This is a genomic window from Uliginosibacterium flavum (genome assembly GCF_040566545.1).
Taxonomy (GTDB): domain Bacteria; phylum Pseudomonadota; class Gammaproteobacteria; order Burkholderiales; family Rhodocyclaceae; genus Uliginosibacterium; species Uliginosibacterium flavum.
Genome location: NZ_JBEWZI010000023.1, coordinates 34,843 through 48,521, shown reverse-complemented (window position 1 = coordinate 48,521; position 13,679 = coordinate 34,843). Strand labels below are relative to the sequence as shown.

Below are 13,679 nucleotides of genomic sequence, written 5' to 3'. Positions count from 1 at the left end.
CATCATTACTTCAGTCTGAAAATCGAATTCAAAATGCCCTCACGCCAGGCAAGGCCGATCAGTAATCCCGCCGTAATGCACTCTCCGAGCACTCTGGCTACTGCCATGCCCATCGCCCCGGAATGGCTTCCCAAAAACAAGGCCAAGAGAATATTCACCGCTGCACCGGCCAGTGCGCAGCGCATCAGGGCCGACTCTTTATAAAGCGGCACCAGCACATACATGCCCAGAATCTGGATACAGGCGTTGAGCGGAAAGAGGATCGCCAAGAGCCGCAGCACCGGTACACTGCTCTCGAAACCAGCGCCAAAAATCAGTGGAATACCCCAGGGCGCCAGCACACTGGCCAACACACACCCGGAAAAGCCCACGGCAAGCAGCAACAATGCAGCCTTGCGCACCAGACGATATGCCGCAGCGTGATCTTGCGCGAACAAAGCCGTAATCCGTGGCACAAACACTTGCGCGGCGGGGCCCATTACCGCCAGCCCAACGCTCGCCAGTCGCTCGGCAGCGCCGAAATGGCCGACTTCCTGCGAGGTGGACAGCAGGCTCAGCAAGTAGGTAGATGACGAGACCAACAAAGCGGAACTCGCGCTATAAACAAAAAACGTGCTGGAGCCCTTGATGAGTTGCAGCCCTTGCCCGATTGAAACACGAGGCTTGCCGATCTCACCCCGCACCCACCAATGCGCCACCGCCAGCGCAATCGAGCCAGAAATCAGGATGCTGCCCAAAGTCCAATTCACATCAGCCTCGCTGCGCACCAGCGAGAGAATCAAAACCAGATTGAGTACAAAGCCCAGCACTTCAAGCTTGACCGACTGACGTGGACGATGGCTACCCGTGAAATACCAGCCAATGTTGTAGGCGGATACCAAACCCAGCAACACCGCCCACAGCCCCAGCCAGGGAGTGGCTGCCAGCACCGGAGAAGCCCATACAGCGACGCCTCCGCCCACCAGCGCCAGTAGAGAAAACACAGCCCGACCAGACCACTGACGCCAAAAAATGACGCCATAACCTGCAGGAGGTGCCAGCGCCATCTCCCGCCCGCCTACGCCGGGAAATCCGTAACTAACGAACATCCAGACCATGCTCATGAGCGACATGCCGGCCAGCACCTGCCCGTAGGCCTCCACCCCCAAGACGCGTCCGTAAAACGGAATGAGAACGAGCAGGTACAGATAACGCAACGCATACGCTGCGTACACAAAGAAAAGGTCCAGACGGGAAACAGGAGCGCGGTTCATGTTGGCACGCCTCGCGCTACAAACAGGCTTGAAACTCTTTGCATGCACACTCCGCTGACATTCGCCACGGCGAATGACAAAGCAAACAAACACGCGTTAAAGAGGCCAAAATCGGGAGTCGACCCCACCAGCAAAGCCGATGCAAAACCAGGCGCAAACGCGAGGGGCAGCGCCTTCAACAAAACAGCTCTGTTGTGCGAGATGCCTTCAGCTGTACGTCTGAAGAAAGAGCGAAGAACAAAACCACAATACAAAAGAGCCCCCAACATGCCCGTACTCGCGAACAGTACCGCCAGAAAATTGGATGCCCGCGTACTCCCAAGACCAACGCCCATGCCATAAGAATCCCACAGAGCTTGCCAGGACACCTCTGTCCACATACTGCGTTCCTCATACGAGTCGGTATTTTTTTTCTGCAAGACCATGGTGTCGAACTGATCGAGCAAAGGATCCAGCAGGCGGGGAACAAAAAGCAGGACCAGACAGGCGGCCACCAGCCCACCCCAAACCAGCCAGAAGCCAGCTTTCGAAGCTCTGGTAGTCGGGGCGCGGAACTGGCGTATGCCCCACTGCAAAGCAGCCAACGCGAAAAATACCGCCAGGCTGACATAGGCCGCTGAAGAGGTGGAAAGCCAGACAAAGAGCAACAGCCCCGCCATCAGAAGCGGGGCTATTCTTTCCTGCATTCCCCCCGGTAGCATGGCCGGCCGAAAAAAATAGACTGCCGCCAGAAAGCTGACGCTGACACCACCAAAAGCCGAGGCCTCGGGCATCAGCCCCACAACACGCTTGCCGCCGAACATTTCGACTTCGGTCAGCAAGGCATACGTTGCTGTACGGAAAGGCTCAAGCAACACATCCATGGGCAAGTAAAGGCTCAACCAGTCCAAAAACCCTGTGGCGATCACAATTGCGCCACCAAAAAAAACGGCTCTCAAGGCGTGTTGTCGCATACCCTCGCTGCGCAATTGCCAGGCAAAGGCAAAAACTGTGGCGACCGAAATAGTGAGATAGCAAAACTGTGAAAAATTCTGGGTGCTGGGCCACAGTGGCTCGCCAATCGTAAATGCCGTCAATCGAACAGGAATGACCATGACCTCGCCCGCGAACACGCGAGGCATGAGCACGGTAGTGATGGTGGCGACGAGCCAGAAGAGAAAGAGCAACAGCAAGCCCCGAGGATTCAGGGCCTGGCTCACAAAAAAATGAGGGCCGCCGCGCTCCAGCAAGCTGCGCAGAATAATCAGCAGAGCAATCATCGGGGTGGGTGTAAGCGTCAGACCGCCCGTCAACTCGGGTGGAATAACCGCAAACGCACCGAAGGACATGGAGCCAAAGAACAGGTAGAGCAAGACCTGCGGCTTGCCACACCCTCCCCATACGGCCAACGCCCAGAAAATCGCGATTGGTAATGCTTCCATGTGAACTTTGTGCCTGGCCTGGTCAGTAAAGTCAGCCACCCCTTGCGAGGCGACCAAGGTTCAAGCCGGGCTACAGACCCGGCGATTCATCAACTGCGCCCGTAGGTATCCTCAAAGCGCACGATATCGTCCTCACCCAGATAGGAGCCGGACTGGACTTCGATGATCTCCAGCGGCAGCTTGCCGGGGTTGGCGAGGCGGTGTTTGTGGCCCAACGGAATGTAGGTGGATTCGTTTTCGCCGAGCAGCAGTACTTTGTCGCCATTGACGATTTCGGCTGTCCCGCTGACGACGATCCAGTGTTCGGCGCGATGGTGGTGCATCTGCAAACTGAGCGTGGCGCCGGGATTGACGACGATGCGCTTGACCTGAAAACGCGGCCCCATATCGATGCTGTCGTACCAGCCCCAGGGGCGATACACCTTGCGATGACTGGCGGCCAGCGTTTTGCCTTCCGCTTTGATGCGGGTGACGATTTTTTTGACGTCCTGGGCGCGGGATTTGTCCGCGACCATGATGGCATCAGGTGTTTCGACGACGATGAGGTCTTTGATGCCAACAGTGGCGACAAGGCGGCTTTGGGCGAAGATGAGGCTGTCCGCGGTATCTTCGAGCATGACATCACCTTGGGTGACGTTGCCGGCGGAGTCTTTGTCGCAGACGGCCCAGAGGGCATCCCATGCCCCGACATCACTCCAGCCGGCATCCATTGGCACGACAACGGCCTGGCCGAGTTCGGGATGGGTGCCGAGTTGTTCCATGACGGCATAGTCGATGGAGTTGGACGGGCAGGCGGTGAAGGCGGCTTTGTTGACGCGGATGAAATCGGTGTCGCGCCTGGCTTCATTGACTGACGCCTGACAGGCAGCGGCGATTTCAGGCGCGAGGGCGGCCAGGGCTTTGAGCCAGACGCTGGCACGCATCATGAAGATGCCGGCGTTCCACAGGTATTGGCCGCTGGCAACGTATTCGGCAGCGCGGGCAGCGTCGGGTTTTTCGACGAAGGCGGCAAGTGCGCGGGCACTGCTGGCACTGCTGGCACTGCTGGCACTGCTGGCACCGGGCATGATGTCGCCTGTGCGCAGGTAGCCGTAGCCGGTTTCGGCACGATCCGGGACGATACCGAAGGTGACCAGCGCGCCGGATTCGGCTTGCTTGAGGCCCTCACTCATGGCGGCGTGAAACGCTGGGGTGTTGGTGACGATCTGATCGGCGGGCATGACAAGCAACACAGGATCGCCCCCCTCTTGCGTAGCGATCAACGCGGCCAGTTGCATGGCCGGGGCGGTATTGCGGCCCACGGGCTCCAGCACGATGCGATCAGACGGCTGACCAATCTGGCGCATTTGCTCGGCGATGATGAAGCGGTGCTCTTCGTTGGTCACCACGATGGGCTTGGCAATATCAGCCGAGAAGCCGTTCAGCCGCTGGGCGGTGATCTGCAGCAGGCTGTCTTCGCCCGTGAGTGGCAGGAGCTGCTTGGGATAGGTTTCGCGCGAGGCGGGCCAAAGGCGGGTACCGGAACCTCCGGAAAGAATGACTGGCTGGAGCATGGTTTTAGCCTCTTTCATGTACGCTCAGGAAGGCAGAAAAAAAGCGGACAGGGTCCGCTCTTTTCGCCCTATTGCGGTGCAGCAATTACTTAATTGGTGCTTACTTTCGCGGCCAGAGTCAGCGTTGCTGCTGGCACCTCCGAAGCAGCAGCGGCACTCGCAGGCATGGACTTGCCATTCATCACACTGGACGACAATAAAAACACCAAGCTGGCAAGGCTCAATACGGCACAACGGATATAGAAGTCCATGACACGCTCCTCGGCTCAAACTACGGTGCAGTGCAAATACTTCTTTGCACTCGATAACAGACCACAACATGGCTTACGCAATTTACGTACCAGTCAGCAAGCATCCATAGTTTTTGACTCCTGAAACAAGCAGCACGGCAATCAGTTGCACACGAAACCTCACAAACCCGTGAGAACCGGTTATCGCTCCAGAAATTTATTCCATTTGGAATTATCTGCAAGATCAACACACTGACCAGACACCACCACTGAACCTCTGCACAGGCCAAGCAAAGCCGCATATCAATATGCCGTACTGTCCTTGGCGACCAAGCCAACTGTACGCAGAATGATTTTCAAATCCAGCTTCAACGACCAATTGCGCAGGTAGTCCAGATCAAACTCGATGCGCTTGGTCATGTGAGCAAGATCATCACCTCCGCGGTAGCCATTCACCTGCGCCCAGCCGGTAATACCAGGCCGAACCTTATGGCGGACCATGTACCCGGGAATTTGCTTGCGGTAATTTTCATTCACTGCAACAGCGTGCGGTCTTGGACCAACAATACTCATGCGCCCCTGCAGAACATTGATGAACTGCGGCAACTCATCCAACGAGGTTTTGCGAATGAAAGCCCCTACTTTCGTAACGCGCGCATCCCCCTTGGTGACTTGGGTGTAACTCTTGTCTCCATCCTCAGTGACCGTCATCGAACGAAACTTGTAAACAAGTACGTCCTTGCCGTCGAGGCCGTAACGACGCTGCTTGAACACAATCGGGCCAGGCGAAGAAAGCTTGACAGCCAAACCGACCGCCAGCAAAACAGGGGAAATCAACAACACGATCAAAGACCCCAACACAACATCTTCCATGCGTTTGAGCACACCATTGAAGCCAGTAAACGGGGTGTCACATACAGCGACTACAGGCATTCCAGCGATCTGCTCGACACGCCCCTGAATCAAGTCAGTCACAAACAGATCGGGCACAAAAAACACCGAAGACGTCGTGTCCCGCAAATCATCAAGCAACGCAATGATGCGCGGCTGCGAAGCCATTGGTAGCGCGATGTAAATATGATCGATCTTCTGGTTCTTGGCATAAGACGCGATCTGCTGCATACCACCCAACAGATGCAAATCGCCCCCGCGGGAACTCAGGCGTTCACGAGGTCGATCATCAAAAAAACCTCGAAACTGGATGCCGGCATAACGATCCCGCTCGAAGTGCTGAGCCAGCTCCACGCCCGTGTCATTAGCGCCAATAATCACCGCGCTATAGCGGCTCCCCCGAAGCACGCGCACAACGACTTGACGCGTGATCTCATGCGCCAGCAGTAAAAACGCCAAAGTACCGAGCTGCCAAGTGGCGATCACATAGCCATCAAAATAGCCCAGATAACCCGTTGCATACCCGAAAACGAGAAGCGTAAAACACAAAGTAAGCCAGGCCAGAGTGGCTTTCCCAGCCATTTTCCAGCGATCTTCAGATATTTTCAGAATCCCGGGAAACAGCAGCAAAAAGATGACCAACGCCAGAATCACGTATTGCTGACTAAAATTATGCCCATTTGCATAAACGCTTAGCGCCAGACAAGCGACTGCCAGACAAGGGCCCAACAAAGCCTCCAAAAACCCGATGAACGCAAAGCGGGCACGGATACCATCACCCGAGCCAGACCAGGATAGCGAAGAAAATTCGGGTTTCATTTTCGGCCTCGTTCGAGTTTCTATTGACGGATAACGCCAGAAGCATTGCTGCAGCGCATCAAGCAATTTTCACACCAAAGAACCCACCCCCACCTCCAGCCCACCGGCTGAACAACACTGATCGCTGGCATCAGCCCGCATCGCGCTGGCCATCACCCCGATGAGCTTCTCCGGCAGACTGGCAATATCCACGATCAAATGCGGCACCTCATGAAAGACTGAGGCCTCAGATCGAAAGCCATGGCGGCATGCTCCAACGGCTCGATTCGGTACGTTTCTCGGTGCCGATCTTCTTTCATCTGGTGCGTAACTTCTACACGGCGTTGGCCGCCAAAAGCGCTGCAAGCCTTATTTCACGGTAGAATGCGCCGCCCTGCCCGGGTGGTGAAATTGGTAGACACAAGGGACTTAAAATCCCTCGGCGCAAGCTGTACGGGTTCAAGTCCCGTCCCGGGCACCAAGAAGCAGTATCAGGCAGTACAAATAAGTGCCAAAAAGCCCGCCACTGCGGGCTTTTTGCTTTGTAGCCTGTGTCAGGGAGTTGCAGGTAATGCCCCCAAAGCGCAGCATGTATGGGGGCATTTCTGGGGGCTTCGATGTGCCCCCAAAATCCTGTGCCCCCATAGGAGCTAAAACAATGGCGTTAACTGACCTTCAAGCCAAAAAAGCAGGACCGAAAGAAAAGCCTTATCGCCTCTCTGACTCAGCGGGAATGTACTTAGAAGTGCACCCCAATGGGAGTAAGTATTGGCGCCTCAAGTACCGCATCGCCGGCAAGGAAAAACGGCTGGCGCTTGGCGTCTATCCCGAGACCTCACTCGGCGAAGCCCGCGAGGCGCGAGACCAAGCCCGCAAACTGATTACCAAGGGCGTTGATCCGTCAGCCCAACGCCAAGCGGCCAAAGTAGTGGAGAAGGCAGCGACGACCAACACCTTCGAAGCGGTCGCCCGTCGCTGGTTTTCAGAGCACAAACCCACATGGAGCCCTGAGTACGCCAAGCGCATCCTCGCTCGCCTGGAGGCCGACGTATTTCCAAAGATTGGCGCCCTTGATATCGAGAGCGTGAAGTCCACACAACCTCACTCCCTTCGGTCCCTGGACGCTGCGCGACAAAGCTGCGCAGCGCCGGTTAGCTCTACGTTGGGCTTTTCGATCACGGCTTTGCGCCCCCGTTGATGTTCGCTCTTTGTAGTTGTTATCTGCGTCAGGTCTCACGATTTATCGAATGGAGAAAATATGGCTACCTGGTTGTTTGACTCACAAGGTCACCCGATCGTATTTGTCAAAGACGACAAAGTTTTTTCTGGAAACGGCAGGTTCATTGGCAGACTTGACGACGATGAAGTTTGGCACGGTAGATACAAAGGTGAGATCGTAAAAGGCGATAGGTTCCTTTACAAAACATCAAAGGGTTCTGTTATTCGTGGTACCCCAGGCACGCCCGGAATTCCGGGAATTCCTGGTAGACCAGGATCAAAGAGCACTATCTCCGTTCCGAGCGGATATCGCGACGTCATTCTTGAGGAGTAGTGTGGCTAGCAGCACGAGCGAATTGCGGCGCCCGACTCCATAGCAATTTCTAGTGAGGGAACATGGACATCACGACATATGCCAATGACGGACGGCAGCGCTATGGAGAACTGGCGGACACAGTTGCCTCAATTCTGCGGGCCGCAATTGATCGCTCCGGAAAAATGCGGCTACAGGAAATACAGCGACGAGCAAAAGAAGTCGAATCGCTGCGGAAGAAGATCAGCAAGTTAAACACCCCGCCTTCAGACGTGGATTTGGCAGTCAAGGATCTAGCAGGCTGTCGGCTTGTGTTCTACACAAATTCAGACGTCACGATTTTTCTAAACACTGGAATCATCCAGGATAACTTTGAGGTCGACTGGGACCGGACAAAGATTCACCATCCCACGAAAGATGAACCAGAGGCTGAAGAACTTTTTCATTCGCATAACTATGTGGTGCGGCTCAAACCACCGCGAGTTGATCTACCTGAACACTCCCGTTTGGGTGGATTGTGGTGCGAGGTTCAAGTACAGACGACACTCAATCATGCGTGGTCTGAAATGGCCCACGACACCATCTATAAGAAGCCAGATTTGAACGGCTTCGGCGCCTCGTTAATGATGAGCATTAATGAACGAATGGCGAGCATCATGCGCGACTATCTGCTCCCGGCGGGGTATGAGTTCCAGAAGGTTGTGTCCGACTTTGAGCGCCTCTCTGCTGGCATGGATCTATTTGACAGTAACCCGTTAGATACCCTTCGACTCGCCGCTGATAACAATGAGCGCTTCGATATCTTGGCCCGCTTCCTGGACACCGTCCTGCCGCACTACGACGACATTGATGGTGAGCAAGAAGAAATTCGTAGGGCAATGGTGGATGTAGTGCGGGCGGCAAGGAACGGATCGCCGAAAACAATTGAGACGCCTTTTGAGCGTAGGGCCGGTCGAACAGCCGACGATGTGATCCGCAAGGCATTGGATGTCATTGACCAGCTTCGATACCTTGGTGAAGATACTGTGCGCCTCACTTGGGGGGTCTTGGTTCGCATTTATCCCGAAGCCTCCACCGACGCGGAGCAGCAAAGGATTCTCGATTCGGTGCATCGCCTATCCAAGAATGATCTGCGTGTTTGGGAGGTTGACCAATCTATCCGCCGGCGATGAATGTCAGCGCTACCTTGAGTACCTGCAGCGCACTCTCGTACGAGAAGGTTCAGAAGAGTTTCTGCAAGGCCAGAAACAATGGTTCGAGAAGAATCGCGAGGCAATTGCGCAAGAGTACTCCACTAAACTGAAAGGCTCTGGGTTGGCCACCTCAGTCATGACGTATTCCGCTCAAGGGGAATACGATGACTTTTTCTCGCGACAGATCTTCGAGCCGTTGCTCGCGAAAGTGCTGGCGATCGCTTCTAACATGGGAGTTTCACCAGAGCGCCCTGTGCGTTTCGCCAACTCGCCTGATGTCGCCCCATCCGCGGCCGCGTTGCCGTCAACTTCGGAGCATGTTCTTTTTGCTGGCCTCGGAACCTCCGCGTTCTGCAACTACTGGGCTAAAGTTTTCTCCGCAGCCATTGCAGAAGTCTCAACGCTATCGAAGAAGAAGCGTCAAAGCACTCCTGAGCTGATAAAGAAGCTGCGTGCTGGCCCCGTCATCATGGATGCCGCGAGGTTGGCAGGACGTTATGCACTATCTGAATCGCTAGTTGGGTATGGCAAGCTTGAGCAGCGAACAGAACTACTCCCCGTGCGTGTGCTCCTGTTGAATGCGATGGAGGTCTTTGTTGTCGCTCACGAAGTTGCGCACTTTGTTGCACACGAAGAGTTTGCAGATACGGCAGGCATCCGACCAGGATCCACTAGCAAGCAGCACGAAATGGAATGCGATGCTTTTGCACTTGCTGTTTGCACGGAATATGGAGTCCGCGAAAAGAACGCGTTCGCGTTCCAGCTGATCGGTCCCTTGCTGTTTTTCTACGCCCTCCGCATGTCTGAACGCGCGATAACTGTGCTCAGTGGCAAAGATAGATCCCCTAGTGAATCACACCCAACGAACGAAGAACGTTTCAGATTCGCTCTGGATTTTTTGAAGTCGGCCGGAGCAAGTGCGCACATCCTGAAGAGTGTTACTTTCGCGCTAGATCTGGCAATGATCATTGGGTCTCACGTGCATCTCATAATGGAAGAAATCAAAAGCAGAGACAAAGATGAACCTGTTCCAGCAAATGATGGGGAGCGTGAAGCCTAACAGTGAGTCGCCCCGGCTTTCGTAGACAGTTCTGTGCGACTGTTTGGCAATGCAAACCAGTCGTACGAAGCACGATGGCCCTATGGCGGCTTTGGCCGACAAGCACACAGTCAGCCCCCATGTACGGCCGCTTTGCTCAGAAATCTGCCGCCCGACAATCGAAACAGCGAATGACTGCACCTGCTCGAAGTGAACCGTAATGCGTTCCAGGCGTTTATCCGACCCAATCTACAATTTTGCATTGTCAGGTACCACAGGCAAACGAAATAACCCGTGGAAACGGGCCGTTTCCACGGGTTATTTTTCTGTAGATGGCGCAATCTGGGGCTGTGCGCGATTTTCCCCATCCACGGCTTCCTTCATTTCTTCCACGGTTTCCTCAACTTCTTCCACGGTTTTTGTCATTTCCTCCACGGCCTCATTTTGCTGACCTTTGGGTCTCTCTTCTTCTTTCTTCTTTAAAATCAAAAAGAAAGAGAAAGAAAGGAAGAGAAAGCGGAGAAAAGGCAATCCACGGATTTTTTGGGCTGCTCAATTTTTGATCCACGGATTTTCCACGGAAAAAGAGCAGAATCCGTGGAAGATCGATTCTTTAACTCATTGATTTAATTGAATACACAAAATAAGCGTGGATCATCCACGGCTTCTTCCACGGACAAAAACCGCCTTAACAATATGATTTAAAAGGGTTTTATCTGACATCCACGGAAAATCACGCTTTTTTTGCCTGTGTGTCCTGCCGCGCCAGATTTCAGCCCGAGCGAACCCGCGCGCAAAGCCAGGCGTTGTCGTCTGTTGTGAGCCCTCCGCACCAAGCATTCACCAACGTGCAGGGCATAGCGCCTTCATCTCCGCCGGCAACTATGCAGCTCTACACCAGCGCCCCACCTTGGTAGGGCGCAGGCCCCAAGTATGGCCAGCCACCACCCTTAAGGGGGGCACCTGCGCCCCAGCCCGTTGGGGCGCAGGTGCCCCCGCCCAGATACCACGACCCTGCATAGGGGATAAGCCCCATGCAGCCCCCTGCCCTTTGCTCTCATCGCCTGAATTCTGGGCGAAACCGCCACAATTGGAGGCACCTGCGTTCTGGATATCCCGAATGCAGACCTCAGCCGAACCGATCACAAAAAAGCGTTTTCCAAGAGTTTTTCAATCGACTGGGGGCACAAATGGGGGCATTGAAAAACACGAACAGTCGCGACATATAGCAACAGAGCCACTCTCGGCGTATTATTCGATTCCCGTCCCGGCACCAGACACAACACCCACCTGAAGACCCGCCTCCAGCAAGCCTCTTCAGGCAGGGATCTCGCAAAGCACCGTCCAGCGCGACTCTTCAAGCACGTTTCATTGAGCTGCCAAGCGGACATACCTTCATCTCCGCCAAGCGACGCAGAGTCAGACATGGGCGTACCCGCGCGGCGACCATCTACGGGCCAGAATGTGCGAGAGTGCCGCTTCCGCTCAGATCACGCCCCAACACTCATCGCCATGAAAATCTCCGACCGGCTTGGCGCCCTCAAGCAATCCATCACCCATCGCCATCAGGAGCGCCGCCGCCTGCGTGGCCCGGCCGATCTGCATTACGCGATTGCCGATTCAATCAGCATGCTCAACGCGGCTGACTGGCTGGCGGCCACAGCCCATTCCAGCTATTTCCTGTCGCTCGATTACCTGCGTGCGCTGGAACCGGTGCTGCCGCTGAACATGGAAGCGCGCTATGCGCTGATCTATCAGGGCGAGCCCGGTGCGCTGCGCCCCATCGCGGCCGTGCATATGCAGCTGGCCGAAATCAAGCTGGCCCAGGCCCGGCCCGAACTTTCGCCCAAAGTGCCGCGTGCTGCCGCCGCAGTGATCGGCAAAGTGCGCAACAGCCTGCACCAGCATGTGCTGGTCTGCGGCAACCTGCTCACCTTCGGCCAGCACGGCATTGCCTTCGCGCCGGGGGCCGACGAGCATCTGATCTGGCACGGCGTAGTCGAGGTGCTGTATCGCGTACGCCGCGCGGATGAGCTGGTTGGCAAGACCCATTTCGTGATGATCAAGGATCTGCACGCGCCCTACACCCAACAGGCCGCGCACCTGAAGAACCTCAGCTACCGCCCGGTGGAAACCGAGCCGAACATGCTGCTCGAATTCGACCCAAGCTGGCGCACTTACGACGACTATCTCGGCGCCATGGCCTCGAAATACCGGGGCAACGTGCGCCGCGAAATCCTCAAACCCATCGAGGAAGCCGGCATTACGGTCGAACGGCTGACCGATCTGGCAGCACACAGCACCCGCCTGTTCGAGCTGTACAAAGCCGTTCACAGCAACGCCGAATTCCGCCCCTTCACCCTGCGCCCGGAATACTTCGCCGCCATGCAGGCCGCAGCGGGCGATCGGCTGCGCTGCAGCGTGCTGCGCCGGGGCGAGGAACTGCTCGGATTCCTGTTCACCCAGGCCGATGGCGACACGGCCATCATCTGGCATATCGGCTTCGACCGCGCCGCAGCGGAAGAACTGCCGATCTACCTGCGCCTGCTTCACGCCGGGATTGCCGACGCGCTGACGCTGGGTTGCAAGCGCGCCTCGTTTGGCCGCACCGCACTGGAACCGAAAGCTGCGCTCGGCGCCAAGGCGCAGGATTTCAGCATCCTGCTGCGCCACCGCCAGCCCGTGCTGAACCTGCTCATCAAGCGCCTGCTGCTGGGCATCGAACACGACGAGGCGCCGGAGCGGAACCCCTTCAAGAAGAGCACTGCACCTGAGTAAGCGGGCAGCCTGTCCGCAGAAGCCCGGCGGGCGGGGATCTGCGTAAAGCCTGCCTGAAGAAGCCCGCTCAGTGCGGCGCTTCAGACCACAGACACCGGTAATTGATTTAACCAATGCACAGCGATGAACTCGCCCGAACGGCTCCTTCCCCCTCACAGGGGGGCTGAGACGGTGTTTCGCAAGGCATTGCCTTGCGCCGTCGAAGCGGATCGAGTGTGCAAACTCGATCCTCCGGTTGGGATGGGGGTCATCTCGTTCAAAAAGGCCAGTCCTGGATTTAACGCCTTTACCCCCACCCTTGCCCTCCCCCTGAAAAGGGGAGGGAATGTTCGGGCCTACCGTTCGCCATGCCTGGAAATGTCAGCACTTTGCATATATAAGTTGCACGTCATCGGTCTAGATTATTGGAAGCCAAAAGAGTACAACGTACGACGCATCAAAAGGACTGAATGAGCGAAACATACGACCAACCGCCCTTCGGCGCAGGCTCGATGGACGAGCAAAACGCTGAACCCGGCGTGGGCGCCCGCGCGGCCACGATTTATGCGCTGGTCGCGCATCGCCTCGCGGCCTTCTACGACCACGGCTACTGGATCACCCAGGATCAAGGCGCCACACTGTGCAGCGAGTGGTTGCTGCGCTCGAAGCAGCGCATGCCGATGAAGGATCGCCGCCAGCTCTCCGACCTGAGCGATCAGCTCGCCAGCCAGATCAAGACCAGCCTGTCGCGCGAAGCCGGGCTGTACACGGCGCACGAACTCATGGAATCGCTCGATCCGCGCCACATCTCCGAGCTGGGCGCCTCCATCATGGAGGAATGCGTGCGCGTGCTGAAAGAGGCCGACGCGGAATAAGCACTCTGGCGCGGCACCCGGCGCCAACCCCGAAAGCTCGCCGCCCCGCAAGCGATCCGCAGACACCCGCGCGCACAAGAGATGCCTGTAGAGGCCCGCTGCGCGGGGCGCTACAGGCAGCGGCACGCCGCAAAAAAT

The 13,679-nt window shown here is 56.2% G+C and carries 13 protein-coding genes and 1 tRNA gene; 7 read left to right on the top strand and 7 right to left on the bottom strand.

Annotated elements, in window-relative coordinates; genetic code table 11:
- Positions 1-5 precede the first annotated feature (5 nt).
- The 6 genes from ABXR19_RS16970 to ABXR19_RS16945 form a co-directional block, all read right to left on the bottom strand.
- Entirely contained in the window at positions 6-1,253 is a 1,248-nt protein-coding gene (locus ABXR19_RS16970; RefSeq protein WP_354602342.1) for an oligosaccharide flippase family protein, read from the bottom strand.
- Positions 1,250-2,674: a hypothetical protein gene (locus tag ABXR19_RS16965; RefSeq protein ID WP_354602341.1), complete on the bottom strand. Its 1,425-nt coding sequence runs from the start codon at positions 2,672-2,674 to the stop codon at positions 1,250-1,252. Before ABXR19_RS16965 ends, ABXR19_RS16970 begins: the two co-directional genes overlap by 4 nt.
- Before the next feature lie 89 nt (positions 2,675-2,763).
- A complete protein-coding gene (locus ABXR19_RS16960) occupies positions 2,764-4,227 on the bottom strand; it encodes a mannose-1-phosphate guanylyltransferase/mannose-6-phosphate isomerase (protein ID WP_354602340.1) in 1,464 nt (487 codons plus the stop codon).
- Positions 4,228-4,316: 89 nt separating this feature from the next.
- A complete protein-coding gene (locus ABXR19_RS16955; RefSeq protein ID WP_354602339.1) occupies positions 4,317-4,478 on the bottom strand; it encodes a hypothetical protein in 162 nt (53 codons plus the stop codon).
- Between the two features lie 282 nt (positions 4,479-4,760).
- Positions 4,761-6,167, bottom strand: coding sequence for an undecaprenyl-phosphate glucose phosphotransferase (locus ABXR19_RS16950; protein ID WP_354602338.1), 1,407 nt, complete (start codon positions 6,165-6,167; stop codon positions 4,761-4,763).
- A 69-nt stretch (positions 6,168-6,236) separates the two neighbouring features.
- Positions 6,237-6,359, bottom strand: coding sequence for a hypothetical protein (locus ABXR19_RS16945; RefSeq protein ID WP_354602337.1), 123 nt, complete (start codon positions 6,357-6,359; stop codon positions 6,237-6,239).
- 183 nt (positions 6,360-6,542) lie between these two features.
- Between ABXR19_RS16945 and ABXR19_RS16940 the strand changes: the two genes are divergently transcribed.
- The 5 genes from ABXR19_RS16940 (at position 6,543) to ABXR19_RS16920 (ending at position 9,930) form a co-directional block, all read left to right on the top strand.
- Positions 6,543-6,627, top strand: a tRNA-Leu gene (locus tag ABXR19_RS16940).
- 177 nt (positions 6,628-6,804) lie between these two features.
- Complete coding sequence (locus ABXR19_RS16935) at positions 6,805-7,344, top strand: tyrosine-type recombinase/integrase (protein ID WP_354602336.1); 540 nt, start codon at positions 6,805-6,807, stop codon at positions 7,342-7,344.
- Between the two features lie 60 nt (positions 7,345-7,404).
- The gene (locus ABXR19_RS16930; RefSeq protein WP_354602335.1) at positions 7,405-7,698 is read left to right on the top strand and encodes a 4-fold beta flower protein; all 294 of its coding nucleotides are present in this window, start codon (positions 7,405-7,407) and stop codon (positions 7,696-7,698) included.
- Between the two features lie 62 nt (positions 7,699-7,760).
- Positions 7,761-8,849, top strand: coding sequence for a RelA/SpoT-related domain-containing protein (locus ABXR19_RS16925; protein WP_354602334.1), 1,089 nt, complete (start codon positions 7,761-7,763; stop codon positions 8,847-8,849).
- Positions 8,824-9,930: an ImmA/IrrE family metallo-endopeptidase gene (locus ABXR19_RS16920; protein ID WP_354602333.1), complete on the top strand. Its 1,107-nt coding sequence runs from the start codon at positions 8,824-8,826 to the stop codon at positions 9,928-9,930. Before ABXR19_RS16925 ends, ABXR19_RS16920 begins: the two co-directional genes overlap by 26 nt.
- Positions 9,931-10,227: 297 nt before the next feature.
- Here ABXR19_RS16920 and ABXR19_RS16915 read toward each other — a convergent pair whose 3' ends face one another.
- Entirely contained in the window at positions 10,228-10,440 is a 213-nt protein-coding gene (locus tag ABXR19_RS16915) for a hypothetical protein (RefSeq protein WP_354602332.1), read from the bottom strand.
- Between the two features lie 981 nt (positions 10,441-11,421).
- Here ABXR19_RS16915 and ABXR19_RS16910 point away from each other — a divergent pair.
- Both ABXR19_RS16910 and ABXR19_RS16905 read left to right on the top strand, forming a co-directional pair.
- Complete coding sequence (locus ABXR19_RS16910; protein WP_354602331.1) at positions 11,422-12,687, top strand: GNAT family N-acetyltransferase; 1,266 nt, start codon at positions 11,422-11,424, stop codon at positions 12,685-12,687.
- Positions 12,688-13,178: 491 nt separating this feature from the next.
- On the top strand, positions 13,179-13,541 hold the full coding sequence (locus ABXR19_RS16905; protein ID WP_354602355.1) for a hypothetical protein: 363 nt from the start codon (positions 13,179-13,181) through the stop codon (positions 13,539-13,541).
- The last annotated feature ends 138 nt before the right edge of the window (positions 13,542-13,679 follow it).

Coding starts and splice junctions, on each gene's coding strand:
- ABXR19_RS16965 (WP_354602341.1), bottom strand. CDS start 2,674: ATGGAAGCATTACCAATCGCGATTTTCTGGGCGTTGGCCGTATGGGGA.
- ABXR19_RS16955 (WP_354602339.1), bottom strand. CDS start 4,478: ATGGACTTCTATATCCGTTGTGCCGTATTGAGCCTTGCCAGCTTGGTG.
- ABXR19_RS16905 (WP_354602355.1), top strand. CDS start 13,179: ATGGACGAGCAAAACGCTGAACCCGGCGTGGGCGCCCGCGCGGCCACG.
- ABXR19_RS16950 (WP_354602338.1), bottom strand. CDS start 6,167: ATGAAACCCGAATTTTCTTCGCTATCCTGGTCTGGCTCGGGTGATGGT.
- ABXR19_RS16935 (WP_354602336.1), top strand. CDS start 6,805: ATGGCGTTAACTGACCTTCAAGCCAAAAAAGCAGGACCGAAAGAAAAG.
- ABXR19_RS16970 (WP_354602342.1), bottom strand. CDS start 1,253: ATGAACCGCGCTCCTGTTTCCCGTCTGGACCTTTTCTTTGTGTACGCA.
- ABXR19_RS16925 (WP_354602334.1), top strand. CDS start 7,761: ATGGACATCACGACATATGCCAATGACGGACGGCAGCGCTATGGAGAA.
- ABXR19_RS16930 (WP_354602335.1), top strand. CDS start 7,405: ATGGCTACCTGGTTGTTTGACTCACAAGGTCACCCGATCGTATTTGTC.
- ABXR19_RS16910 (WP_354602331.1), top strand. CDS start 11,422: ATGAAAATCTCCGACCGGCTTGGCGCCCTCAAGCAATCCATCACCCAT.
- ABXR19_RS16960 (WP_354602340.1), bottom strand. CDS start 4,227: ATGCTCCAGCCAGTCATTCTTTCCGGAGGTTCCGGTACCCGCCTTTGG.